This is a genomic window from Streptomyces sp. WM6386 (genome assembly GCF_000972385.1).
In the GTDB taxonomy this organism is placed as follows: Bacteria; Actinomycetota; Actinomycetes; order Streptomycetales; family Streptomycetaceae; genus Streptomyces.
The window spans coordinates 27,147-51,859 of sequence record NZ_JXTE01000019.1 but is presented as its reverse complement, the minus strand read 5'-3'; the positions used below and the strand labels follow the sequence as shown (position 1 = coordinate 51,859).

Annotated in this window: 19 protein-coding genes; 14 read left to right on the top strand and 5 right to left on the bottom strand. The window is 70.6% G+C overall.

Features of this window, described 5'->3' with window-relative positions; genetic code table 11:
- Positions 1-140 precede the first annotated feature (140 nt).
- Entirely contained in the window at positions 141-1,106 is a 966-nt protein-coding gene (locus tag TN53_RS14450) for a thiamine-phosphate kinase (RefSeq protein WP_046258866.1), read from the top strand.
- The gene (thiD, locus tag TN53_RS14445; RefSeq protein ID WP_046258865.1) at positions 1,103-1,921 is read left to right on the top strand and encodes a bifunctional hydroxymethylpyrimidine kinase/phosphomethylpyrimidine kinase; all 819 of its coding nucleotides are present in this window, start codon (positions 1,103-1,105) and stop codon (positions 1,919-1,921) included. The genes TN53_RS14450 and thiD overlap by 4 nt, the downstream gene beginning before the upstream one ends.
- 127 nt (positions 1,922-2,048) lie before the next feature.
- Here the strand turns inward: thiD and rpmB are convergent, their stop codons facing one another.
- The gene (gene rpmB, locus TN53_RS14440; RefSeq protein ID WP_003973430.1) at positions 2,049-2,234 is read right to left on the bottom strand and encodes a 50S ribosomal protein L28; all 186 of its coding nucleotides are present in this window, start codon (positions 2,232-2,234) and stop codon (positions 2,049-2,051) included.
- A 258-nt stretch (positions 2,235-2,492) separates the two neighbouring features.
- Between rpmB and TN53_RS14435 the strand changes: the two genes are divergently transcribed.
- The gene (locus TN53_RS14435; protein WP_046258864.1) at positions 2,493-4,382 is read left to right on the top strand and encodes a DAK2 domain-containing protein; all 1,890 of its coding nucleotides are present in this window, start codon (positions 2,493-2,495) and stop codon (positions 4,380-4,382) included.
- A gap of 11 nt (positions 4,383-4,393) precedes the next feature.
- Here the strand turns inward: TN53_RS14435 and TN53_RS45055 are convergent, their stop codons facing one another.
- Entirely contained in the window at positions 4,394-7,801 is a 3,408-nt protein-coding gene (locus TN53_RS45055) for a hypothetical protein (protein ID WP_046258863.1), read from the bottom strand.
- Complete coding sequence (locus TN53_RS14425) at positions 7,801-9,639, bottom strand: HSP90 family protein (protein ID WP_046258862.1); 1,839 nt, start codon at positions 9,637-9,639, stop codon at positions 7,801-7,803. The genes TN53_RS45055 and TN53_RS14425 overlap by 1 nt, the downstream gene beginning before the upstream one ends.
- A gap of 163 nt (positions 9,640-9,802) precedes the next feature.
- On the opposite strand from TN53_RS14425, the gene TN53_RS14420 reads away from it, so the two are divergent.
- The 8 genes from TN53_RS14420 to mutM all read left to right on the top strand — a co-directional run bounded on the left by TN53_RS14420 (position 9,803) and on the right by mutM (position 18,053).
- Complete coding sequence (locus TN53_RS14420) at positions 9,803-13,024, top strand: helicase-related protein (protein WP_046258861.1); 3,222 nt, start codon at positions 9,803-9,805, stop codon at positions 13,022-13,024.
- Positions 13,025-13,130: 106 nt separating this feature from the next.
- On the top strand, positions 13,131-13,721 hold the full coding sequence (gene rsmD, locus TN53_RS14415) for a 16S rRNA (guanine(966)-N(2))-methyltransferase RsmD (protein ID WP_046258860.1): 591 nt from the start codon (positions 13,131-13,133) through the stop codon (positions 13,719-13,721).
- Between the two features lie 26 nt (positions 13,722-13,747).
- Entirely contained in the window at positions 13,748-14,227 is a 480-nt protein-coding gene (coaD, locus tag TN53_RS14410) for a pantetheine-phosphate adenylyltransferase (protein WP_046258859.1), read from the top strand.
- A 57-nt stretch (positions 14,228-14,284) separates the two neighbouring features.
- Complete coding sequence (locus TN53_RS14405) at positions 14,285-15,346, top strand: ATP synthase F0 subunit B (RefSeq protein WP_046258858.1); 1,062 nt, start codon at positions 14,285-14,287, stop codon at positions 15,344-15,346.
- A gap of 133 nt (positions 15,347-15,479) precedes the next feature.
- Positions 15,480-16,133: a YceD family protein gene (locus TN53_RS14400; RefSeq protein ID WP_046258857.1), complete on the top strand. Its 654-nt coding sequence runs from the start codon at positions 15,480-15,482 to the stop codon at positions 16,131-16,133.
- 2 nt (positions 16,134-16,135) lie between these two features.
- Entirely contained in the window at positions 16,136-16,309 is a 174-nt protein-coding gene (rpmF, locus tag TN53_RS14395) for a 50S ribosomal protein L32 (protein ID WP_015657589.1), read from the top strand.
- Positions 16,310-16,328: 19 nt separating this feature from the next.
- On the top strand, positions 16,329-17,120 hold the full coding sequence (gene rnc, locus TN53_RS14390; protein WP_046258856.1) for a ribonuclease III: 792 nt from the start codon (positions 16,329-16,331) through the stop codon (positions 17,118-17,120).
- A gap of 72 nt (positions 17,121-17,192) precedes the next feature.
- Entirely contained in the window at positions 17,193-18,053 is an 861-nt protein-coding gene (gene mutM, locus TN53_RS14385; RefSeq protein ID WP_046258855.1) for a bifunctional DNA-formamidopyrimidine glycosylase/DNA-(apurinic or apyrimidinic site) lyase, read from the top strand.
- On the opposite strand, the gene TN53_RS14380 is transcribed toward mutM, so the two are convergent.
- Together TN53_RS14380 and TN53_RS14375 are read right to left on the bottom strand one after the other, a co-directional pair.
- Positions 18,026-18,409, bottom strand: coding sequence for a winged helix-turn-helix transcriptional regulator (locus TN53_RS14380; RefSeq protein ID WP_046258854.1), 384 nt, complete (start codon positions 18,407-18,409; stop codon positions 18,026-18,028). The genes mutM and TN53_RS14380 overlap by 28 nt on opposite strands.
- A 71-nt stretch (positions 18,410-18,480) precedes the next feature.
- Complete coding sequence (locus TN53_RS14375; RefSeq protein WP_046258853.1) at positions 18,481-19,656, bottom strand: CAP domain-containing protein; 1,176 nt, start codon at positions 19,654-19,656, stop codon at positions 18,481-18,483.
- A gap of 173 nt (positions 19,657-19,829) precedes the next feature.
- Here TN53_RS14375 and TN53_RS14370 point away from each other — a divergent pair, with 173 nt between their 5' ends.
- From TN53_RS14370 to smc, 3 genes are all read left to right on the top strand, one after another.
- Positions 19,830-20,111: an acylphosphatase gene (locus tag TN53_RS14370; protein ID WP_046258852.1), complete on the top strand. Its 282-nt coding sequence runs from the start codon at positions 19,830-19,832 to the stop codon at positions 20,109-20,111.
- Positions 20,112-20,493: 382 nt separating this feature from the next.
- Positions 20,494-20,697, top strand: a complete 204-nt coding sequence (locus TN53_RS14365; RefSeq protein ID WP_037649730.1) for a hypothetical protein — start codon at positions 20,494-20,496, stop codon at positions 20,695-20,697.
- A gap of 228 nt (positions 20,698-20,925) precedes the next feature.
- The gene (smc, locus tag TN53_RS14360; RefSeq protein WP_046258851.1) at positions 20,926-24,510 is read left to right on the top strand and encodes a chromosome segregation protein SMC; all 3,585 of its coding nucleotides are present in this window, start codon (positions 20,926-20,928) and stop codon (positions 24,508-24,510) included.
- Positions 24,511-24,713: the final 203 nt, after the last annotated feature.

The following is a 24,713-nucleotide window of genomic DNA, read 5'->3' as shown; positions in this document are numbered from 1 at the left end:
TCGCCGCGGGGAGACCTGCGGGGCCAGCGGCCTCCGCGCCGGGGGCAGGCATGACAGAAGTTGACGGTCTCTTCGACCGTATCGAGGACACTGGTCACGCGCGACCGGGCATAACAAGGGACAGAAGGGGCGAAAGGGCAATGAAGGGCACTGTTGGTGAGCTCGGGGAGTTCGGGCTCATCAGGGAGCTCACCTCCCGTCTCACCACCACCCCGGCGGTCCGGGTCGGCCCCGGCGACGACGCCGCGGTGGTGGCCGCTCCCGACCGCCGGGTCGTGGCCAGCACCGACATCCTCCTGGAGGGACGGCACTTCCGCCGCGACTGGTCCACGGCCTACGACGTGGGCCGCAAGGCCGCCGCACAGAACCTCGCGGACATCGCCGCCATGGGCGCCGTACCGACGGCTCTCCTGCTCGGTCTGGTCGCGCCGGCCGAACTCCCGGTCACCTGGGCGAGCGAACTGATGGACGGGCTGCGGGACGAGTGCCAGGTGGCGGGCGCGTCGGTCGTGGGCGGGGATGTCGTACGAGGAGACACGATCATGGTCTCCATCACCGCGCTCGGCGATCTGCGCAACCAGGAGCCCGTCACGCGCGGCGGCGCACAGCCCGGCGACCTCGTCGCGGTGACCGGCTGGCTGGGCTGGTCCGCGGCCGGGTTCGCGGTGCTCTCCCGCGGCTTCCGCTCGCCGCGCGCCTTCGTGGAGGCGCACCGGCGCCCCGAACCGCCGTACCACGCGGGCCCCGCGGCCGCCGGGCTCGGCGCGACCGCGATGTGCGACGTGAGCGACGGATTGATCGCCGACCTCGGACACATCGCCGAGGCCAGCAAGGTCCGTATCGACATCCGTTCCGGCGCGATCGACATCCCGTCCCAGATGAACGACATCGGGCAGGCCGTCGGCGTCGACCCCATGCAGTGGGTGCTCACCGGGGGCGAGGACCACGCGATCGTGGCGACGTTCCCGCCGGACGTGAAGCTGCCGGCCCGCTGGAAGGTCATCGGCGAGGTCCTCAACCCCTCGGCGCTGCCCCAGGTGACGGTCGACGGGGCGCCCTGGACCAGCAAGGGCGGCTGGGACCACTTCGGGGACATCGAGTCGTGAGCGCACCGCCGAGGGTACTGACGGTCGCGGGCTCCGACTCCGGCGGAGGCGCCGGGATCCAGGCCGACCTGAAGACGATGCTCGCGCTCGGCGTGCACGGCATGAGCGTCGTCACGGCCGTCACCGCGCAGAACTCCCTCGGCGTGCAGGGGGCTTGGGAGCTGCCGGTGGCGGCCGTGCGGGCCCAGTACCGCAGTGTCGCCGACGACATCGGCGTACAGGCCGTGAAGACCGGCATGCTGGCCTCCGCGGAACTCGTCGAGGCGGTGGCCGCATTGATCGGCGGCACGGACGCCCCGGCCGTCGTCGACCCGGTCGGCATCTCCAAGCACGGCGACTCGCTGCTGGCCGCGTCCGCGCTGGACTCCGTCCGGACGAAGCTGCTTCCGGTGGCCACGGTGGCGACACCGAACCTCGACGAGGTGGCGCAACTCACCGGCGTGCGGGTGGAGACCGAGGAGGACCTGCGCCGGGCCGCGGCCGCCGTCCTGTCGTACGGGCCGCGGTGGGCCCTCATCAAGGGCGGCCATCTCACCGGCGACGCCGTCGATCTGCTCACCGACGGCTCGCAGGAACACTGGCTGCGCTCGCCCCGCTACGACAACCGGCACACCCACGGCACCGGCTGCACGCTCGCCTCGGCGATCGCCTCGCACCTCGCCAAGGGTCAGTCCGTGCCGGAGGCGGTGGCGGCGGCCAAGAAGTACGTCACCGGGGCGATCCGGGCCGGGTTCGCGCTGGGCGGGGGTATCGGGCCCGTGGATCACGGGTGGGCCCTCAGGTCCCCGGCAGGGCCGGGTACTGCCTCGGCCTGATGGCCGTGACCGTCTGACAGTCGTCTGAACAGTCGGACCCTTGTCAGGTACAGCAAGAAGCCGACCCACCTCACGGTGGACCGGCTACTTACAGCGAACCAGCAGTGGCCGCGCGCTTAACTGTGCGTCAGCGCGAGACCTTGCCGGCCTTGATGCACGAGGTGCAAGCGTTCACGCGCTTCGGCGTCCCGCTGACCACGGTACGGACGCGCTGGATGTTCGGGTTCCAGCGACGGGACGTACGGCGGTGCGAGTGCGAGATGTTGTTGCCGAAGCCCGGCCCCTTGCCGCAGACGTCGCAGTTGGCAGCCACGGGTCACTCCAAAGACTTCAGATGCACTTACGGATAGAACCCGGCGTGCCGGGATCGAGATCGTAGGATCAGAGATCTGAGTGGCGCTGCCGGGGGAAATGACCCGATGAGATCGGGCAACCGGAGCAGCATACAACGACTGCGCCAGTACAACGAAACTACCATGGCTGCCCATGGGCCTGCTCCAGGCCCTCTTCCGGCGGACACCTCTTCGGGGTCTACGCTGCGTCCACATCCGGGCAGCTCAGGGAGGCGCAGGTGGCGCAGGTGCCGCAGACATTCTTCGATGCTCTCGCGGTACGCACCTGGTGCGGCCTCGCGCTGTCGGCGCTGGGGCGGGCGCGCGAGGAGATCGACGCGATCAATGTCTACCCCGTCGCCGACGGGGACACCGGCACCAACCTCTACCTGACCATGGAGTCCGCCGTCGCGGCCGTCGAGGCCGTGTTCGCGGGCCACGAGGTCGGCCCCGGAGGCCACCTGGGCGGCTCGGGGGGTGCCGGGAAGCCGTCGTCGTCCGACGCGGCGCGCGCGATGGCGCACGGTGCCCTCATAGGCGCCCGGGGCAACTCCGGCACGATCCTCGCGCAGCTGCTGCGCGGCATGGCCCAGGTAGTCGCCGCCGACAGCGACACCGTTCACACCGACGGAGCCGGCCTGCGGCTCGCCTTCCGGCACGCCGCCGACTCCGCCCGCCAGGCCGTGGCTCACCCGGTCGAGGGAACGGTTCTCTCGGTCGCCTCGGCGGCGGCCGACGCGGCCGAGGCGACCGACGGCGGCTGCGGGGCGGTCGCGCGGGCCGCCTACGAAGGAGCACGGGAGGCTCTCGCGGCGACTCCGGGCCAGCTGCCCGTGCTGGAGCGCGCCGGGGTGGTCGACGCCGGGGGGCGGGGGCTGGTGGCGGTGCTCGGGGCGTTGGTGCAGACGTTCACGGGGGAGGCGCCGGGGGCGGTCCCCGGGCGGCTCGCGCGGGTGGGCCACGAAGGCTCAGGGACTGTCCACGGGCGCGTGGACACCCGTGGCGCGGAGACGGCCGACGGTGTCGCGGCGCCTGGCGACGGCACTTCCGTGGCCCACGGCGATCCGCTCGGAGACTCCCTGCCCCTCGACGGGGGCGAGGCGGCCTTCGACTCCGGCTCAGCGGCTCGGGCCGATGTCCATGCGGCTGGGGCGGCAGGCCTCGGTGACGTCGACGAGTGCGCCGACAGCCCCCTCGCGCAGGGTGGGCCCGCCTTCGAGGTGATCTATCTCCTGGAGGCCGAGGACGACGCCGTGGACCGGCTGCGGATGCGGCTCGACGGTCTTGGGGACTCGCTCGTCGTGGTGGGCGGCGACGGGCTGTGGAACGTCCATGTGCACGTCGACGACGCGGGTGCCGCGGTGGAGGCGGGAGTCGAGGCCGGGCGGCCGTACCGGATCCGGATCACGCACTTCGGCCTCGGCGACGTGCACACGCGGGGTGGTGAGCGGCCGCTGCGGGAGCGGGTGCAGCGGGCCGTCGTCGCCGTCGTGCCCGGCGAGGGCCTGGCCGGGCTGTACACCGAGGCCGGCGCCACCACCGTGCTCGCGCGCCCCGGAGAGCTCCCCGCCAGCGGGGAGATGGTCGAAGCCGTACGACGGGCCCACGCGCGCGAGGTCGTCCTGCTGCCCAACGACGCCGACCTGCGCCACACCGCCGCCGCAGCGGCCGAGCAGGCCCGCGCGGAGGGCATCCGCGTCGCCCTCATCCCGACCCGCTCCGCCGTGCAGGGCATCGCGGCGCTCGCCGTGCACGAGCCCGAGCGCCGCTTCGACGAGGACGTCGTGTCGATGACCTCGGCGGCCGGCGCGACCCGCTACGCCGAGGTCGCCGTCGCCGAGCGCCAGTCCTGGACCATGGCCGGCATCTGCCAGGCCGGCGACGTCCTCGGCCTCATCGACGGCGATGTGGCCGTCATCGGCTCGGATGTCACCGCCGCCGCCGAGACCGTCCTGGACCGCATGCTCTCGGCAGGCGGCGAACTCGTCACCCTCGTCCTCGGCGACGAGGCCCCCGAGTCCATCGCCGACCACCTCGAAGCACGCGTGCGTGAGGGACACCTCGGCGTCGACACGGTGGTGTACCGGGGCGGACGCCAGGGCGCCCTGCTGCTCATCGGGGTCGAGTAGCAGCCAGGGCCCTAGTCCTCCAGGACGTCGAGCATCTGCTGTGCCTCGGCCCGCCGGGCCGGTGCCGTCTCGTCGGTGTCGTTCCCCTCGTGCTCCTCGTACGCCTGGTACTCCTCGTACGCCGCCAGCACCGCACGCGCGCGTGCCGCCGCCCGGTCGGGGCGGCTCAGGTCGGCCTCCAGCCAGCCCGCGGCGAGCTCGGCGCCGGTACGGCTGTGCAGGGCGTCGTCGCCGAGCGAGGCGAACACCACGATGGCCTCCGTCACCTGGGACAGGGCGTCCTCCATCGCGGCCCGGATGGAGTCGTCATCGTCGTCCTCGGCGGCGGAACGGGCGAGCAGGTCGCCGAACTGCCGGAGCGTGTGCCCGAGCTCGGCGACGAGCCGCTGCCGGGCCTCCTCGTCGGCGGCGTCCGCACCCAGCGCCTCCTCGCACTCCCGGACCGCGGCCGCCATCAGCTCCCGGGCGTCGCCCTGCCCGTCCTCCGTGCCCAGCGCGAGCCAGGCACGGGCGCGCAGGGCGCGGACCAGGCCGTGGACGTCGCCGAGCGCGCGCCACAGCTCACCCGCGCGGGTGTAGGCCTGGTCCGCCTCGGCGGACAGCCCGGCCTGGCCGAGGGACTCGGCGGCGAGATGGGCGAGCGTCGCGTGGTCGTGCTGCTCGGGCCAGAGCTTGGCGATCTCGGCCGCCTGCAGCCGCCGTTCGGCCGCCGCACGGTGCTCGCCGAGCTCGCTCAGACAGTCGCCGAGCCACCACTGCACCTGGACGACCGCGCCGTCGCCATGCGTCTCGGCGGCCAGGTCGGGCAGCGCCGACTCCAACACCTCCGCGGCCTCGGCCCACCGTCCCTGCCGCAGCAGGAATCCGCCGAGCAGCTGCCGCGCCCACGCGCCCAGCGCCGGTCCCTCGCCGGCCCCGTCGGCCCAGTGCGCCGCCTCCAGGGCATGCTCGGCGGCCTCCTCGACCAGCCCCCTGCCGCCCAGCACCTCGGCGAGCTGGAGATGCAGCTGGGCCCGTCCGACGGCCTCCAGATACGGTCCGCCGTGCTCCAATGCGGCCCGCAGTGCCCGCTCGGCCTCCGCGACGTCGCCCATGTGGTGGGCGAGCTGCGCCAGCCGGGCCTCGGACTCCACGGCGAACCACGGCAGCCCGGCCCTCACGAACCCCTCCGCGGCATGCCGGAACAGGTCCGCCCCGGTCCTCAGCTCCCCGGCGCCGACGGCCAGCTCCGCGAACATCGCCCACGCCTCGGCGGCCCGCGACCCGAGCTGCACATCGTCCCCGGCCCGTCCGTCGACGAGCGCGAGCACCTCCCGTACGGCGGCGTCGGCGTCGGCTTGGAGGGAGGCCATGGAAGGACGGCGGCCCGAGACGCCGGTTGCCGTCGGATTGCCGCCCGGGGCCGCGATTGGCGTCGGGCTACTGCCCGAGACCCCGGCTGCTGTCGGATTGTCGCCCGGGGCCGCGGTTGGCGTTGGGTTGTCTTCCGGGGGCGTGGCTGTTGTCGGGTCGCCATTCGGGACCTCGGCAGTCGACGGGTCGCCGTCCGAGCCCCCGGCAGCCGTCGCGGCGCCGTCAAGGGCCGCCGCTGCCGTCGGGTCGCCGCCCGGAACCCCGCCGGCCGGCGAACCGTCGCCCGGCATCTCACCCTGGCGGGCAGCGCCACCAAGGGCGCCACTCGACGGGAGGCCGTCCGCGACCGGGCCGTCCACGGGAGTCGCGGCCGACGTCGGCGCCCCCTCCGCGGCAAGGTCCTCCCCGAGGGGACTCACTCCGTCGGCGCCCGCCCGCTCGCCCGGCGCCCCGCCGCCGTCCCCCTCCGGCGCCTCCCCGGCCTCCTGCACCCGTCGCATCAGGATCCGTGCCCGTGCCATCAGCACGGACGCGGTCTGGCGTACGCCGGTGCCGTCCTCGGCGTAGAGCGCGAGGATCTCGTCGTACGGGTCGGCGATCGCCGTGAGCGCCGCGTCGGTGTCGCCCGCGAGCGCGCGTACGAACGCCCCACGCGCGCGTGCGGCCAGCGCCTCACCCGGGTCACCCGCCTGCGCGTACAGCTCGGCGGCACGCTCGAACAGCTCGATGCCCTCGGGGCCGAGGTCCATGGCCTGGTGGTCGGCGATCTCCGCCCGGTCGCGCGGGTCCAGTTCGACGTCCTGCGCCGCCCGCGAGACCGCCACCCACGCCTCGACGGCGTTCGGCAGCAGACCGTCCGACAGCCGCCGCGCCTCGGAGATCAGAGCCGCCAGATCCGGCTCCGCGGCCTCCGGCGCGACCGCGGGGGACGCGGCCGACGGGGCGGCCGTCCTCGCCGAGCGCACCCCCAGCGGCAATCGCTCCACCAGCGGCTCCTGCGCCATACGCGCGCGTGCCCGCTCGCTGACGTGCGCCGTGCCGTTGCGCGCGTCGAAGCGGCCGGCCAGGTCGAGGGCCTCCGCACGCGCGTGCGTGGCGAGTTCGCGGGCCGTCCACGAACGGCCGGCCGGTCCCGGCACCTGACGGTCGCCGAGGCCGAGCCCGGTCAGCCGGTCCATGAGCAGCGCCACCACGCTCAGGAACTCCAGCCCGCTGCGCGGATGCCCGGTGTCCGTGAAGTACGCGGGCCGCTCCGCGAGCAGCTCCAACCCGCGCGCCTCGTTGCCGCTCAGAGCACAGAACTCGACGTGGTCCGCGTAGGCGCCGCGCATGCTCTCCATGGCCCGTACGAGCCGGAAGCCCCGCAGATGGTTCGCGCGCGCCTCGTCGAGACGGCCGAGGCGCGACAGGGGCAGCAGGGAGGCCGCCAGGGAGGTGTGCGGCTCGTGCGCGCAACTGAGCTCGCCCTCCAGGACCGGCGCCCACAGCTCGAGCGCCTCCGCGTCCCGGCTCCGCTCGCTCCGCCACCACCCCTGCCCGTGCAGCTCGCACGCGTGGCAGTCGGCCATGCGGTCCCGGTCGGCGGCGAGCCACGCGGCGTACGCCCGTTCCGCGCGCGGTACGTCCCCGATGTGCGCGGCGACGTTGAACTCGGCGCTGCGCACGGCTCGTTCGGAGTGCCCGGCGAGCCGGTAGCGGTGCTCCATCTCGCCGAGCCACCTCTCGACGGAGGCGAGCGGCACATGCGGCTGGTCGAGCATGCCGGACGACATCCACTTGAAGACCCAGTGCAGGGTGTGGGTCTCGTACTCGTCGAAGTCCTCGGGCCGCTCGTCCCACATGCGCAGCAGACGCGCGAAGGGGACGAACATCTTGTCCTTCTCGGAGCTGTAGTTGTAGACCTTCAGCTGGTGTCCGAGCGCCTCGATCACGGCGAGCGGGACGTTCAGCTTCTCGGCCGCCACCAGCAGCTGCTCCGCGCGCGCGTTGCGGGCGGGACCCTCCGGCTGTTCGCCGTTCTCGGCCATCGCCCGGCGCAGGGTGTCGAAGTCCGTGATCTCGCTCATCAGCGACCCTCCTCGCCGTTCGTGGCCCACTCCAGAAGGCCCATGAAGGCCCGGTTCAGCAATGCCGAGTCCGCGGGCCTGAGCGGCCGCTGCGCCATCAGCAGCGCCTGTCCGTACAGGGACTCCGTCGCGGTGCCGATCAGCTCCGGATCGCCGAGTGAACTGATCCTCCGGATCAGCGGATTGAGGTGATTGAGCACCAGACGCGCGCGTGGCGCGCTGCCGCGCAGCGAGCCGAGGATGCCCGCCCACAGATCGTCGGCCTGCGCCTCGGCCTCCGCGCGCGCCTGCTCGTGCCGGGCGGACCGGTCGTCCAGGTGCAGCGCGGGCACGGAGAGCGGGCGGAACGCGCGCAGTACGACGTCACAGCCCAGCGGGTCGAGTCTGGCCCGCGCGGCCGCCAGGAAGCCGGACAGCGCCAGCTCGTCGGCCGGGTCGACCGCGTCCAGGTGCGCGGTCACGGTGTCGGTGTCCAGCTCGGCGACCACCGTCCCCGGCCGCACCGACGGCAGCGCCTCGACCAGATCGCTGTCGTACGTGTAACCGCCGTTGACCACTCCCACGCCCTGGGCGGACGCGATCGGCGCGACCTGCCGGTACTCCTCCACGGTCCGTGTGAAGTGCACCACGGGGTGCCGCTGTGCGAACTCCTCCAGGGACAGCTGTCCGTCGGTCGTCTCGAAGGGCAGCCACGGCAGCATCGTGCGCAGCATGTCCTTGTCGTGCCGGGCCAGCGACTTCACGCCCAGGTGGTGCACGGAGAGGAAGGCCGCCAGCCGCTCCGGATCACCGGCGGCCAGCCCCGTCAGCCAGGACCGGATCTTCTCGCCCAGCGCCTCCCGTACGGCCGCCAGCGTCTCGTCCTCGTACAGCGACTCCCGCGAGGCCGTCGGCCGCAGACTGTCCGTGTCCAGGACGCAGCGCACGAAGAACGCCCAGTCCGGCAGCAGCTGTTCGGCGCGCTCGGTCAGCAGCATGCCCTTGAGGTGGACGCGGTGCGTCGCGCGCGTGGCCGGACTGACCGCCGAGGGCAGCACGTACGCCACTCCGCGGATCCCGGCGAGCGGCACGGTCAGCTCGATCGAGTCCAGCGGGGTGAACCCGAAGAGGTCGTGACAGTGCCGCGCCAGGGCCACCCTCCGGGTGGCGGGGGAGGGGTAGGGCCGGTCCCAGGGCGCCGGCAGGTCGGTGACCGCCTCGTCGCCCACCCGCACGTCGTACGGCAGCAGCGAGCCGAAGTCCCGCGCCAGCGTGAGGACCCGCTCGGGGGTGAGCCACTCCCCGGCTCCCGCCCGAGCCGTCAGATGCACGGTGGTACCGGGCTCGGGCCGGGCCTCGTGCGTCAACGTCCGTACGGTGTACGAACCGTCGTCGCTCGCCGTCCACTCCACGGGCGCCGCCTCGGGCGTACGGGCACTGCGGCTGACGACCCGGATCCGCTCGGCCACCACGAAACAGGCGAGCAGGCCGATGCCGAACTGGCCGAGGAAGTCGGAGCGGACCTCCTGGAGCCCGTCCTGCAGTCCGTCGGCCCGCTTCGAGCTGCGGCCGATGGTCGCCAACAGGGTGTGCACATCCGCCTCGGTGAGCCCCACGCCGGAGTCCTCGACCCGCAGGGTGCCCTCCTGGGCGTAGAGCCGCACCTTCGCCGGGGCGTCGGGCTGTTCGGCGCGCCGGGCGGTGATGGCGTCCACGGCGTTCTGCAGCAGCTCGCGCAGATAGACCTTCGGACTGGAGTAGAGGTGATGGGACAGCAGGTCCACCAGGCCACGCAGGTCGACCTGGAACGTATGAGGTGACGGGGGTGCCTGGGATGACTGTGAGGTCTGGGAGTCCATCGCTGCAACGCCGAGGGTGGGGAGGTCTTCGGCGCGGGGTAGGGCGGTCTCGGTGGGGCGGTGACCGCGGGATGGCCGGAGCGCGTCATCCTAGAGCCGGAACAGCCCGTCTGACCAGGGGTTTCCCGAGACGTATACGGCAATGTCAGTGGGGTGGTGTGCAATGGATCTCGTGCCCGCACTCGAAGAACCACTGAAAAAGGTGCTCGGCCCACCCACCGCGAAGGTGATGGCCGAGCATCTCGGCCTGCACACCGTCGGCGACCTCCTGCACCACTACCCGCGCAGATACGAGGAGCGGGGCCAGCTCACACACCTGGCCGACCTCCCCATGGACGAGCACGTCACGGTGGTCGCCCAGGTCGCCGACGCGCGTCTGCACACCTTCGCCTCGGCCAAGGCACCCCGGGGCAAGGGCCAGCGTCTGGAGGTGACCATCACCGACGGCAGCGGCCGCCTCCAGCTGGTCTTCTTCGGCGCCGGCGTCCACAAGCCCCACAAGGACCTCCTGCCGGGAACCCGCGCGATGTTCTCGGGCAAGGTCTCGGTCTTCAACCGCCGCCTGCAACTGGCCCACCCTGCCTATGAGTTGCTGCGAGGAGACAGTGATGGCGCAGCGGAGACGGTAGAGACCTGGGCCGGCGCCCTGATCCCCATCTACCCCGCCACGGCCAAGCTGGAGTCCTGGAAGATCGGCAAGGCGATCCAGACGGTCCTCCCCAGCGCCCAGGACGCGGTGGACCCCCTCCCGGACTCCCTTCGTGACGGCCGTGGCCTGGTTCCCCTCCCCGAGGCCCTCCTCAAGATCCACCGCCCGCACACCAAGGCCGACATCGAGGACGCCCGCTCCCGCCTCAAGTGGGACGAGGCCTTCGTCCTCCAGGTCGCCCTCGCCCGCCGTCGCCACGCCGACGCCCAACTCCCCGCAGTGGCCCGCAAGCCCAAGCCGGACGGCCTCCTGACCGCCTTCGACGCCCGCCTCCCCTTCACCCTCACCGAGGGCCAGCAGAAGGTCTCCAAGGAGATCTTCGACGACCTGGCCACGGAACACCCGATGCACCGGCTGCTGCAGGGAGAGGTCGGATCGGGCAAGGCCCAGCCTCTTGACTCGCTGGTGCTCACCCCTGCCGGTTTCCGTCGGATGGGCGACTTGAGTGTGGGGGACGAGGTGGTCGTCCCTGACGGGGAAATCGCGCTGATCGACGGCGTCTTCCCACAAGGGGAGCGCGATGTCTGGCGGCTGGTGCTGTCCGACGGCAGCTCTGTCGAGTGCGACGACGAGCATCTCTGGATCGTCGGTACGAGTTGCGGATGGCACCGGGGGCAGGACCCGAAGGTCATGACCACGCGAGAGATCCGACTCGACACGTTCAAGGCGAACGGGTCCTCGAAGTGGTACATCCCGGCCGCAACCCCCGTCGACCTAGGAGGCGATGCAGGGCTGCCGCTGGACCCCTACCTGTTCGGCCTGCTCCTGGGGGACGGCTCGTTCCGCCGCACCATGCGTTTCTCCACGGTCGACGCGGAGATCCGGGACGCGGTGGCAGCCGCTGTCGCGCCTGAATGCCGACTGGTGCCGGTGAAAGGCTCCGGCTGCGACTACACGGTTCAGCTGACACAACGTGCCGGTGGCGTCCGCAATCCCGTGATCCAGCCCCTGCGTGAGCTGAACCTGTGGGGCCTGACATCACACGGGACGTTCGTGCCGGACGAGTTCAAGAACGCGTCGGTCAAGAACCGCCTGGCTCTGTTGCAGGGCCTTCTGGACACGGACGGGACTGTCCACAGGGACGGCCTGACCATCTCTTTCTGTTCGGCCTCACGCCGACTCGCGGACGACGTCGCCTGGCTCGTACGTTCACTTGGAGGCCGTGCTCGAGTCCTGCCGAAGCGAGCCGCCTTCAATGTCTCGGTGGCCCTGCCCGAGGAACACGCGCCGTTCCGCCTGGCCCGCAAGGCCGACCGCGTCCGTCCGCGGCCGAAGTACGACACCTTCCGACGCGGAATCCGAGCCGTCGAGCATGTGGGGCGCAAGCCGGTCCAGTGCATCAGCGTCGCCCACCCGAGCCACGCCTACGTCACCGACAATTTCACGGTCACCCACAACACGATGGTGGCCCTCAGAGCCATGCTCGCCGTGGTCGACGCCGGCGGTCAGGCCGCCATGCTCGCCCCCACCGAGGTCCTCGCCCAGCAGCACCACCGCTCGATCGTCGAGATGATGGGCGAGCTGGCCGAGGGCGGAATGCTGGGCGGGTCCGAACACGCCACGAAGGTGGTGCTCCTGACCGGCTCGATGGGCATGGCCGCCCGTCGACAGGCCCTGCTCGACCTCGTCACCGCGGACGCCGGGATCGTCATCGGCACGCACGCGTTGATCGAGGACAAGGTGCAGTTCCACGACCTCGGACTCGTCGTCGTGGACGAACAGCACCGCTTCGGCGTGGAACAGCGGGACGCCCTGCGCGGCAAGGGCAAACAGCCGCCCCACCTCCTCGTCATGACCGCCACCCCCATTCCGCGCACGGTCGCCATGACGGTCTTCGGCGACCTGGAGACCTCGGTCCTGGACCAACTCCCGGCGGGCCGCTCCCCGATCGCCAGCCATGTGGTCCCGGCCGCTGACAAGCCCCACTTCCTGACCCGGGCCTGGGAACGCGTGCGGGAGGAGGTCGAGAACGGCCACCAGGGGTACGTCGTCTGCCCCCGCATCGGCGACGAGGAGGTGGATCCGAAAAAGAAGAAGTCCCCCGAGGACGAAGCCGAGAAGCGCCCGCCGCTGGCCGTTCTCGAGGTCGCGGACCAGCTGACCAAGGGGCCGCTGCAGGGCCTGCGTGTCGAGGTCCTGCACGGGCGGATGCACCCCGACGACAAGGACGCGGTCATGCGCCGCTTCGCCGCCGGCGAGACCCATGTCCTGGTCGCCACCACGGTCATCGAGGTCGGCGTCAACGTCCCGAACGCCACCGCCATGGTGATCATGGACGCCGACAGATTCGGCGTCTCCCAGCTCCACCAGCTCCGCGGCCGCGTCGGCCGTGGCTCGGCGGCCGGCCTCTGCCTCCTGGTCACCGAGATGCCCGAGGCCAGCCCCGCCCGCCAGCGCCTCAACTCCGTCGCCGCCACCCTCGACGGCTTCGAGCTCTCCCGTATCGACCTCGAACAGCGCCGGGAGGGCGACGTCCTCGGCCAGGCCCAGTCCGGCGCCCGCACCAGCCTGCGCATGCTGGCCGTCATCGAGGACGAGGAGATCATCGCGGAGGCGAGGGAAGAGGCGGCGGCAGTGGTGGCGGCGGATCCGGAGCTCACCGGCCTCCCAGGCTTGCGCACAGCCCTGGACGCCCTCTTGGACGAGGAAAGAGAGCAGTACTTGGAAAAGGGGTGAGGAAGACCCCCCAGGGGCGCGGGGCTGTAATCCATATGCGGCTACCGCCGCGCGGGCGCGACCAGCCACACTGGTACCCGAAGCCGCCCACGACCAAGGACCGAAGATGACCCGCGTGATCGCCGGCGCAGCCGGCGGACGTCGACTGGCCGTCCCGCCAGGGACCGGAACCCGCCCCACCTCCGATCGCGCACGCGAAGGTCTCTTCTCCACCTGGCAGTCCCTGCTCGGAGGCCGCCCCCTCCACGGGGAACGCGTCCTGGACCTGTACGCAGGATCAGGCGCCGTGGGTCTGGAGGCTCTCTCCCGTGGCGCGGGCCACACCCTTCTCGTGGAGGCCGACGCCCGAGCGGCCCGCACGATCCGCGAGAACGTGAAGTCTCTCGGCCTCCCCGGCGCCGAGGTGAGGGCGGGCAAAGCCGAACAGATCGTCCAGACACCGGCGTCGGCGGACCCGTACGACATCGTCTTCCTCGACCCCCCGTACGCCGTCCCGGACGACGATCTTCGGGAGATTCTGCTCACACTCCGTACCCAGGGCTGGCTCACGGCCGAAGCCCTGGTCACCGTGGAGCGCAGCACCAGAGGCGGAGAGTTCCACTGGCCGGACGGCTTCGAAGCGCTCCGGTCCCGTCGCTACGGCGAAGGAACCTTTTGGTACGGTCGCGCCGCCTCTACGTGCGAAGACGCACGATGACCGGACCGGAGAGCGAGGGATCTCAAGTGCGCCGCGCCGTCTGTCCCGGGTCGTTCGACCCGATCACCAACGGACATCTCGACATCATTTCCCGCGCCTCCCGTCTGTATGACGAGGTCTATGTCGCGGTCATGATCAACAAGTCCAAGAAGGGCCTGTTCGAGGTCGAGGAGCGGATCGAGCTGATCCGCCAGGTCACCGCCGAATACGGCAACGTCAAGGTCGAGGCCTTCCACGGCCTCCTCGTCGACTACTGCAAGCAGCGCGACATCCCGGCCATCGTCAAGGGCCTGCGCGCGGTCAGCGACTTCGACTACGAGCTGCAGATGGCCCAGATGAACAACGGCCTGTCCGGCGTCGAGACGCTCTTCGTGCCGACCAACCCCACCTACAGCTTCCTCTCCTCCTCGCTCGTCAAGGAGGTCGCCACCTGGGGCGGAGACATCGCCCACCTGGTGCCGCCGCTGGTTCTGGAGGCGCTCAACGAGCGCCTGCGCAAGGACTGATGGGGCTACAGTCGTCCCGTCCGTCTCCAACACAGCTGTAGAGAGTGGCGAGCACAGGTGGACGTGCAGAAGAAGCTCGACGAGATCGTCGCCGCGGTCTCCGGCGCCCGGTCGATGCCCATGTCGGCCTCGTGCGTGGTCAACCGCGCCGAGCTGCTCGCGATGCTGGAGGAGGTCCGGGCGGCCCTGCCCGACTCCCTCGCCCAGGCCCAGGAGCTGATCGGCGGCCGTGAGCAGATGGTCGAGCAGGCCCGCCAGGAGGCCGAGCGGATCATCTCGACCGCGCACGCCGAGCGCGGCTCGCTGATCTCCGACACCGAGGTCGCCCGCCGCTCCCAGACCGAGGCCGACCGCATCCTCACCGAGGCCCGCCGGGAGGCCGAGGACGTCCGCGCGGAGGCCGACGACTACGTCGACTCCAAGCTCGCCAACTTCGAGGTCGTCCTCACCAAGACCATCGGCTCCGTCGGCCGCGGCCGCGAGAAGCTCCTCGGCACCGGCCCGGGCCTCGACGAGCAGGGCTACGAGGACGAGGACGCCCCCGAGCGCAGCCATGACCCCGAGACCCTGCGCCGGGACGCCGACACCTACGTCGACACCAAGCTCGGCGCCTTCGAGGCGGTCCTCACCAAGACCCTGGAAGCCGTCGGCAAGGGCCGCCAGAAGCTGCACGGCCGGATCGCCACGGACGACCTCGGCTCCCTCGCCGACGACAACACCACCGTCCAGCACTCCAGCGACGCCGACTACCTCGCCGACCTCGCGGCCCTCGCCGAGCAGGACAACCGGGCCGCCGCCGAGCAGCCCGCCCAGCCGCAGTACGAGCCGCAGCCGGCCTACGGCTACCAGCAGACGGACACCTACGGCGGCGGCTACCCGCAGCAGCAGGCCTACGCCCAGCAGCAGGATCCCTACGGCTACCAGCAGGCCGATCCCTACGCCTACCAGGGCTACGACGCCCAGCAGGCCGCCTACGACGCCGGACAGACCCAGCAGGACCAGCAGCACGCCCAGCAGCAGGCCCAGCAGTCGTACGCCCTCGACGAGACCAGCCTCTTCGACACCGGCATGATCACGCCGGAGCAGCTCAGGGCCTACGAGCAGGGTCGCGGCCAGTAAGGAACCACCGGATTGGGCCGTGAGGGAAAGGTCCAGTATCCTGGCTCTTCGGTCGCGTGTACGTCCGCGATCAGCGCTGCCCGGGGAACACCGAAGGGCAGCGTCCCTCTGAGCTCGAAGATCGAAAGCAGGAATGGCTCTGAACGCCCGCCTCGACCACCGCAAGCCTCTCGTGTTCGACACGCACGAGCTGGGGCGGCGGCCTGGTGCGCTGCAGCGCCTGACCCGTGAGATCGACGCTCCCAAGGATCTCGGGATCGCGGGAGTGATCGGAGTGCCGGAAGGCGCCCCGATGAAGCTCGACCTCCGACTCGAGTCGGTCATGGAAGGTGTGCTTGTCACAGGCACCGCCCGTGCACAGGCCGAGGGGGAGTGCGTAAGGTGTCTGGAGCCGCTTGAGCTGGAGCTCGCAGCGGACTTCCAGGAGATGTTCTCGTACCCTGACGCCGACGACCGGGGCCGCCCCAAGGCGGAGCCGGCCGACGACGCCGAGGAAGACGAGGACAGGCTCTTCATCGAGGACGGACTGTTCGACCTCGAACCCGTGCTGCGTGACGCGGTGGTGCTTGCCCTGCCGATGCAGCCGGTGTGCCAGGACGACTGCCCCGGCCTGTGCTCCCAGTGTGGAGCGCGGCTGGCGGACGACCCGGCCCACCACCACGACGCCGTCGACATCCGTTGGGCGGCACTGCAGGGACTCGCCGGTTCACTCGAAGATGGCGAGAAGGACGAGATCAGTGGCGAAGCGCCTCGACCGGCGCGCGCCAACGAGAAGCAGGAGAAGTAGCCGTGGCTGTTCCGAAGCGGAAGATGTCGCGCAGCAACACGCGCCACCGCCGGTCGCAGTGGAAGGCTGCGGTCACCCCCCTGGTTGCGTGCGAGCGCTGCCACGAGCCCAAGCAGCAGCACATCGCGTGCCCGTCTTGCGGCACGTACAACAAGCGCCAGGTCCTCGAGGTCTGAGCGGCTGGTGAGAGGCACTGTGTCCACTCCGAAGAAGAATTCTGCGGACAACACGGCCTCGTCCCACACGCTGTTGGAAGGGCGGCTCGGGTACAAACTCGAGTCCGCCCTTCTGGTGCGTGCGCTGACCCACCGGTCCTATGCGTACGAGAACGGCGGTCTGCCCACCAACGAGCGCCTGGAGTTCCTCGGGGACTCCGTCCTCGGCCTCGTGGTCACGGACACGCTGTACCGCACCCACCCCGACCTGCCCGAAGGCCAGCTGGCCAAGTTGCGGGCCGCGGTGGTCAACTCTCGTGCGCTGGCGGAGGTGGGCCGTGGGCTCGACCTGGGCTCCTTCATCCGGCTCGGCCGTGGTGAAGAGGGTACGGGCGGCCGGGACAAGGCATCCATCCTTGCCGACACCCTCGAAGCGGTGATCGGCGCGGTCTATCTCGACCAGGGTCTGGAAGTGGCGGGCGAACTCGTCCACCGGCTCTTCGACCCACTGATCGAGAAGTCCTCCAACCTCGGTGCCGGCCTGGACTGGAAGACCAGTCTCCAGGAGCTCACCGCGACCGAAGGGCTCGGCGTGCCCGAGTACCAGGTCTCGGAGACCGGCCCCGACCACGAGAAGACCTTCACTGCTGCCGCCCGCGTCGGAGGCGTCTCGTACGGCACCGGCACCGGCCGCAGCAAGAAGGAGGCGGAGCAGCAGGCCGCCGAGTCCGCATGGCGGTCCATCCGGGCCGCGGCGGACGAGCGAGCCAAGGCTGCAGCGAAGGCCGCCGAGGCCGACGCCGGTGCCGACGAGGCGCCCGCCTCCGCCTGACCGCACAGCGCGATACCCAGAGCGCCCGTCCCGCACCGGGACGGGCGCTCGACTCATACACCGGGGGATCCCATGCCCGAGTTGCCCGAGGTCGAGGTCGTACGACGAGGTCTGGAGCGGTGGGTCGCCCACCGTGCCGTCGCCGAGGCCGAGGTACTGCACCCGCGCGCGGTACGCCGTCACATCGCCGGCGCCGACGACTTCACGCACCGCCTCAAGGGGCATCGCATCGGCGTGCCCAGCCGCCGCGGCAAGTATCTGTGGCTGCCGCTGGAGGACACCAACCAGTCGGTCCTGGCGCACCTCGGAATGAGCGGCCAGCTGTTGGTCCAGCCGCACGAGACCCCGGACGAGAAGCATCTGCGCATCCGCGTCCGCTTCGCCGACGGCCTCGGTACGGAACTCCGCTTCGTCGACCAACGCACCTTCGGCGGCCTGTCGTTGCACGACAACACCGAGGACGGTCTGCCCGACGTCATCGCGCACATCGCCCGCGATCCCCTGGATCCGCTCTTCGACGACGAGGCGTTCCACCAGGCCCTGCGGCGTAAGCGCAGCACCATCAAACGGGCCCTGCTCGACCAGTCGTTGATCAGCGGGGTGGGCAACATCTATGCGGACGAGGCACTTTGGCGCGCCCGCCTCCACTACGAGCGACCCACCGCGGGATTCACGCGCCCGCGCACGACCGAACTCCTGGGCCACGTAAGGGATGTGATGAACGCGGCGCTCGCCGTCGGCGGCACGAGTTTCGACAGCCTGTACGTCAACGTCAACGGCGAGTCAGGCTACTTCGACCGCTCTCTCGACGCGTACGGCCGCGAGGGGCTGCCCTGCAAGCGGTGCGGTACGCCGATGCGACGGGCGCCCTGGATGAACCGGTCCAGCTACTTCTGCCCGAAGTGTCAGCGGGCGCCCCGCGTCTCGTCGTAGCGCTGACGTGCCGCGAGCACGTCGTCCATGCGGCCCTCCACGAACTCGATGAGGCCGACCAGCCGCTCGGCCACGCCGCGTCCCAGCGGGGTCAGTTCGTAGTCCACGCGGGGCGGGTTGGTCGGCTGGGCCTCGCGATGCACCAGGCCGTCGCGCTCCAGCGCCTGCAAGGTCTGGGAGAGCATCTTCTCGCTCACGCCGTCCACGCGACGGCGCAGCTCGTTGAAGCGCAGGGAGCCCTCGTACAGGGCGCCGAGGGTCAGCCCGCCCCAGCGTCCCGTCACATGCTCCAGCGTGTTGCGCGAGGGACAGGCCTTGGCGAACACGTCGTAGGAGAGGTCGAGCGGGGTGTCCATACACCCAGAGTACGGGAACGCAGCGCTAACGAAAAGGGAGCACTAACCATTAGTTAGCGCTCCCGTTTCGATCAGTACCCGAAGTCCTGCGTCCACCACGGGCCACCCGACCCGAAGTGCACGCCGACCCCCAGCGTCTTGAAGTCGCAGTTCAGGATGTTCGCCTTGTGGCCCGGGCTGTTCATCCAGGCCTCCATCACCGCGGCCGCGTCGGTCTGACCCCGGGCTATGTTCTCGCCGCCGAGGCTGGTGATGCCGGCTGCCTCGGCACGGTCCCAGGGGGTTTTGCCACTGGGGTCGGTGTGGTCGAAGAAGCCCTCCGCGGCCATGGCGTCGCTGAAGTCCTCGGCGAGCTTGCCCAGCGCGCTGTTCGCGGCCACCGGGCTGCAGCCCACCTTCGCCCGCTCCTCGTTCACCAGCTTCAGCACCTCGGCCTCGGCCTGGACCTCCGCGGAGACCGTCACCGGGGCCTTGGTGTTCGCCGGTGCCTTCGTTGCCGTGCGTGAGGGTGGTGTCGTCTCCGGCTTCTTCTCACTGGGCGTGGCCGTCGGCTTCTTCGACGGCGTCTTGGTCGGCGCGGCCGTCGAGGGTGAGGCGGAGGGCGTGGGAGATGCCGAGCGCTCGCCGCCGCGGCTGGCCGCCTCGTCGTCCCGGCCCTCGTCGGCGCTGCCGGAGGTACCGCCCTGCTCGGTCGCGGAGTTGGTCGGAGTGTCCGCGGCCTGCACCTTGTCGGCGTTGCCGCCGCCGATCTTGTAGTTATCGAGGCCGGGCACCACACCCGTGGCCACCGCGACCGTGCCGATCGCGACCGCCGCGGAGACGCCGAGCAGCCCGGTCTTGACCGGCGTCACGACCCTCTTCTTACGGCGGCGGCGCGAACCACCGCCGCGCCGCGGGCCGTCACCCGGCGAGAAGCCCTCGCTGGCGAACAGCGCAGTGCTCGTGGTGCCCGTGGCCTGGGCGTAGTCGTCGTCCGTCGCGTAGAGGTAGGTGTCACTGCGGGAGTGCGCCTCGGGGTTCAGATAGGGCGCGATGCCCACCGTGGGGTACTCGCCCGTGTGGTGACCCCGGGCGTCGGCGTCGAAGTCGTACGAGAACTGCTGGTCCAAGCCGTAAGAGTGCTGCGGGTCGTAGCTGTACGAGTGCTGCGGGTCGTAGCCGCTCGTGTACGAGCCGTCTGTTTCTGTGACCCCCGTGGCGCGGCCCGTGGCGGCGCGGCCGGCGGCGGAGCGTCGGTGGCGTCCCATGTGTCCTGGCCTTCCTCGTCCTTTGTGGCCGACTCGTCCCCAGCGGTCGGACCGAACTCACAAAACTCACACGATCGAGTGAGTTTCGTATGAGATTCATTGGCAGGGGACGGTACCGCATGGCGCCAGGGGAGGGAGAGCCCAGAGAGACATTGGTTGGTTAGGTTGCATCTATGAGCGAGGATGTGCGACTGGTCGCCTGGGTGCGAGGACGTGTCCAAGGTGTGGGTTTCCGCTGGTTCACGCGGGCCAAGGCCCTCGAGCTCGGTGGGTTGAGTGGTTTTGCTCTCAATTTGGGGGACGGACGGGTCCAGGTGGTCGCGGAGGGCCCGAGGGGGCGGTGCGAAGGGCTCCTCGACTGGCTCCAGGGCGAGGACACGCCCGGGCGCGTGGACGGCGTCACCGAGATCTGGGACACACCCCGCGGGGGTTACGACGGCTTCGCCATCCGCTGAGCCGGTTCTGTAAAGCGGGCCAGGTGGGACCGGAGGGACATGCCATTGGCACTTGCCCGAAGCAGAAAGGCCCTGGTGGTTGCCAAGAACGGCATTTCCTGGGAGGCTCCGCACTTAAGGATGATCGCTACGCCCTGAGAGCCCCGCAGGAGTCGCTGCGCCGCCGTTTCCCGGCCGCGTGCCCCCGGGTTGCCGCCAATACGGGGCGTGATCGTGTTGACCGTCAAACTTTTTGGTGAGACGCTGAATGCACCCCGCGCACCTTAGCTGTTTGGCATGGATGAACGACAGCACAAACTCAACAGTGCCAAGCATCGCGGGTGCGAATCCCTCACGACCCACACCGCTTCGGTCGGTCACTCAGTGTGGAGGACCATCCATCATGGCAAAGGCGCTTCTCGGTTACGTCGGCGGCTCCGACCCGCGACTCATTGCCGAGATGCGACGGCTCCAGCAGCGCGTACAGGACCTTGAATCCGAGCTCGTACGGATCCAGGCCGAGAACGACGCGCTCGCGGCTGCCGCTTCTCACGACTCGCTTCTGGAGAGCATCGACGCACACCAGGCGGAGCCCGCGCTCACCTGATCACTGCATCGCATCACGACACACGCAGTGGTTGGGCTGCTCGTATCAACCGCTAAGTTGTCAGAGTTTGAGTTTGCAAGGGACGCTTCGGCGTCCCTTCTTTCTTTCCCCCGTGTACACCTTCCCGCTCTCTTTAACGTCTGATGTGCCCTGCACGTTCATTGGTGAAACCGCGGGGCACAGCGCGTTCATGGAGTGAGACAACCCCGGAAGGTAGAGTCCAGCGGCGTGCACCTCAAGGCCCTGACCCTCCGCGGGTTCAAGTCGTTCGCCTCGGCGACCACGCTCCGGTTCGAACCGGGTATCACGTGTGTCGTCGGACCGAACGGCTCGGGCAAGTCCAATGTCGTCGACGCCCTCAGCTGGGTCATGGGCGAGCAGGGCGCCAAGTCGCTGCGCGGCGGCAAGATGGAGGACGTCATCTTCGCCGGCACCACCGGGCGGCCCCCGCTGGGCCGTGCCGAGGTGTCCCTGACCATCGACAACTCCGACGGGGCGCTGCCCATCGAGTACGCCGAGGTCACCATCACGCGGATCATGTTCCGCAACGGCGGCAGCGAGTACCAGATCAACGGCGACACCTGCCGGCTGCTGGACATTCAGGAACTGCTCTCCGACTCCGGCATCGGCCGCGAGATGCATGTCATCGTCGGCCAGGGCCAGCTCGACTCGGTCCTGCACGCGGATCCGATGGGCCGCAGGGCCTTCATCGAAGAGGCCGCGGGTGTGCTGAAGCACCGCAAGCGCAAGGAGAAGGCGCTGCGGAAGCTGGACGCGATGCAGGCCAACCTCGCGCGCGTGCAGGACCTCACGGACGAGCTGCGCAGACAGCTGAAGCCGCTGGGCCGCCAGGCGGCGGTCGCGCGGAGGGCCGCGGTGATCCAGGCGGATCTGCGCGACGCCCGTCTGAGGCTCCTGGCCGACGATCTCGTACGGCTGCGCCAGGCGCTCAAGTCCGAGATCGCCGACGAGGCCGCGCTGAAGGAGCGCAGGGAAGCCGCCGAGCAGGAGCTGAAGAAGGCCCTGCAACGGGAGGCTCTCCTGGAGGACGAGGTGCGGCAGCTGACGCCGCGGCTCCAGCGGGCCCAACAGACCTGGTACGAGCTCTCCCAGCTCGCCGAGCGGGTGCGGGGCACGGTCTCGCTCGCCGACGCGCGCGTGAAGAGCGCGACCTCGGCGCCACCGGAGGAACGGCGTGGCCGGGACCCCGAGGACATGGAGCGCGAGGCCGCCCGGATCCGTGAGCAGGAGGCCGAGCTCGAAGCGGCCCTGGAGGCGGCCGAGCATGCCTTGGAGGACACGGTCGCGCACCGCGCCGACCTGGAACGCGAACTCACCCAGGAAGAACGGCGCCTCAAGGACGTCGCCCGCGCCATCGCCGACCGCCGCGAGGGTCTGGCCCGGCTGAACGGGCAGGTCAACGCGGCCCGTTCGCGCGCCGCCTCGGCCCAGGCCGAGATCGACCGGCTGGCCGCCACGCGGGACGAGGCCCAGGAGCGGGCCTTCGCCGCGCAGGAGGAGTACGAGGCGCTCAAGGCGGAGGTCGACGGGCTCGACGCGGACGACGCCGAACTGGCGGAACAGCACGACGCGGCGAAGGCGGCGCTGGCCGAGGCAGAGACCGCGCTGACGGCAGCCCGGGAGGCGGCCACGGCGGCGGAGCGGAAGAGGGCGGCCACACAGGCCCGGCACGAGGCGCTCGCGTTGGGGCTGCGCAGGAAGGACGGGACGGGAATACTGCTGGGCGCGAAGGACCGCCTCACCGGCCTGCTGGGCCCGGCGGCAGAGCTGTTGACGGTGACACCGGGCTACGAGGTGGCGCTGGCGGCGGCTTTCGGCGCGGCGGCGGACGCACTGGCGGTGACATCACCGTCGGCGGCGGCGGACGCGATCCGGCTGCTGCGGAAGCAGGACGGCGGGAGGGCATCGCTCCTGCTGGCCGGGGTGCCTGAGGCGCCCCTCAGGGGCGCGGGGAACTGCGCGACCAGCCACGACGGACCCGCAGACGCCACACGACCTCGCGCGGCAGATTTCGTCCGCGGCCCTTCGGATCTCATGCCGGCCGTACGCCGCCTGCTCCACGGCATCGTCGTCGTCGGCACCCTCGAAGACGCCGAGGACCTCGTCTACGCCCACCCCGACCTGACCGCCGTCACCGCCGAAGGCGACCTCCTCGGCGCGCACTTCGCCCACGGTGGCTCCGCGGGCGCCCCCAGCCTCCTCGAAGTACAGGCATCCGTCGACGAGGCGGCAGCCGAGCTGGAAGAACTCGCCGTCCGCTGCGAGGAGTTGAGCGAGGCCCAGCATGAGGCCCAGGAGCGGCGGAGGGAACGTACCGCACTGGTCGAGGAACTCAGCGAGCAGCGCCGCGCCGCCGACCGGGAGAAGTCGACCGTGGCCCAGCAGCTCGGTCGCCTGGCCGGACAGGCCCGCGGCGCCGCGGGCGAGGCCGAACGATCCGTCGCCGCCGCCACGAGGGCACAGGAATCGCTGGACAAGGCCCTCCAGGACGTGGAGGAACTCGCCGAACGCCTCGCCGTCGCCGAGGAGATGCCCGTCGAGGAAGAGCCGGACACCTCCGTACGGGACCGGCTCGCCGCCGACGGTGCCAACGCCCGGCAGACGGAGATGGAGGCTCGGCTTCAAGTGCGTACGCACGAGGAGCGGGTCAAGGGCCTCGCCGGCCGCGCCGACTCCCTCGACCGCGCCGCGCGAGCCGAGCGCGACGCACGCGCGCGTGCCGAGCAGCGGCGGGCACGGCTGCGGCACGAGGCCACTGTCGCCGAGGCCGTCGCCTCCGGTGCGCGGCAACTCCTCACGCACGTCGAGGTGTCGGTCGGGCGAGCCGAGGAGGAGCGGGCCGCCGCCGAGGCCGCCAAGGCGCGCCGCGAGCAGGAGCTGGCCGCCGCGCGCAACGCCGGCCGGGACCTCAAGGGCGAGCTCGACAAGCTGACCGACTCGGTCCACCGGGGCGAGGTGCTCGGCGCCGAGAAGCGCATGCGGATCGAGCAGTTGGAGACCAAGGCGCTGGAGGAGCTGGGCGTCGAGCCCGCCGGGCTCGTCTCCGAGTACGGGCCCCATCAGCTCGTACCGCCCTCTCCGCCCGCCGAGGGCGAGGAGCTGCCGGAGGACCCGGAGCATCCGCGCAACCAGCCGAAGTCGTTCCACCGGGCCGAGCAGGAGAAGCGGCTCAAGGCGGCCGAACGGGCCTATCAGCAGCTCGGGAAGGTGAACCCGCTCGCGCTGGAGGAGTTCTCGGCGCTGGAGGAGCGGCACAAGTTCCTCAGCGAGCAGCTGGAGGACCTGAAGAAGACCCGCGCCGACCTGCTTCAGGTGGTGAAGGAGGTCGACGAGCGCGTCGAGCAGGTCTTCACCGAGGCCTTCCGGGACACCGCCCGGGAGTTCGAGGGTGTCTTCAGCCGGCTGTTCCCGGGTGGTGACGGGCGGCTGATCCTCACCGACCCCGACAACATGCTCACCACCGGCGTCGACGTCGAGGCGCGTCCGCCGGGCAAGAAGGTGAAGCGGCTCAGCCTGCTCTCGGGCGGTGAGCGGTCGCTGACGGCCGTGGCGATGCTGGTGTCGATCTTCAAGGCCCGGCCCAGCCCGTTCTATGTCATGGACGAGGTCGAGGCGGCCCTCGACGACACCAACCTGCAGCGGCTGATCCGCATCATGCAGGAGCTGCAGGAAGCCTCGCAGCTGATCGTCATCACCCACCAGAAGCGCACGATGGAGGTCGCCGACGCGCTGTACGGCGTCTCCATGCAGGGCGACGGTGTGTCGAAGGTCATCTCGCAGCGCCTCCGATAGTCGCGTGGCCTCTACATCTATCGCGACCTGCGCCTTCTGATTGACTTCAAGTCTTGAACGTATCGACACCTCATGGGTGCGGAAGATTCACAGTGGTCCCCTGTTGACTTCGAAACTTGAAGGAATAGTCTCTGCAACGTTGCTTTTACCTTCAGGTGGTGGGCGGCGAGAAGCCATGCGCCACTGGAAGGGCTCAACCCCCC

Excerpts from the sequence above, each read along its gene's own strand:
- mutM (WP_046258855.1), top strand. The coding sequence starts at position 17,193 with ATGCCCGAGTTGCCCGAGGTCGAGGTCGTACGACGAGGTCTGGAGCGG.
- TN53_RS14400 (WP_046258857.1), top strand. The coding sequence starts at position 15,480 with ATGGCTCTGAACGCCCGCCTCGACCACCGCAAGCCTCTCGTGTTCGAC.
- TN53_RS14370 (WP_046258852.1), top strand. The coding sequence starts at position 19,830 with ATGAGCGAGGATGTGCGACTGGTCGCCTGGGTGCGAGGACGTGTCCAA.
- TN53_RS45055 (WP_046258863.1), bottom strand. The coding sequence starts at position 7,801 with ATGAGCGAGATCACGGACTTCGACACCCTGCGCCGGGCGATGGCCGAG.
- rsmD (WP_046258860.1), top strand. The coding sequence starts at position 13,131 with ATGACCCGCGTGATCGCCGGCGCAGCCGGCGGACGTCGACTGGCCGTC.
- TN53_RS14425 (WP_046258862.1), bottom strand. The coding sequence starts at position 9,639 with ATGGACTCCCAGACCTCACAGTCATCCCAGGCACCCCCGTCACCTCAT.
- TN53_RS14365 (WP_037649730.1), top strand. The coding sequence starts at position 20,494 with ATGGCAAAGGCGCTTCTCGGTTACGTCGGCGGCTCCGACCCGCGACTC.
- TN53_RS14420 (WP_046258861.1), top strand. The coding sequence starts at position 9,803 with ATGGATCTCGTGCCCGCACTCGAAGAACCACTGAAAAAGGTGCTCGGC.
- TN53_RS14450 (WP_046258866.1), top strand. The coding sequence starts at position 141 with ATGAAGGGCACTGTTGGTGAGCTCGGGGAGTTCGGGCTCATCAGGGAG.
- TN53_RS14380 (WP_046258854.1), bottom strand. The coding sequence starts at position 18,409 with ATGGACACCCCGCTCGACCTCTCCTACGACGTGTTCGCCAAGGCCTGT.
- TN53_RS14375 (WP_046258853.1), bottom strand. The coding sequence starts at position 19,656 with ATGGGACGCCACCGACGCTCCGCCGCCGGCCGCGCCGCCACGGGCCGC.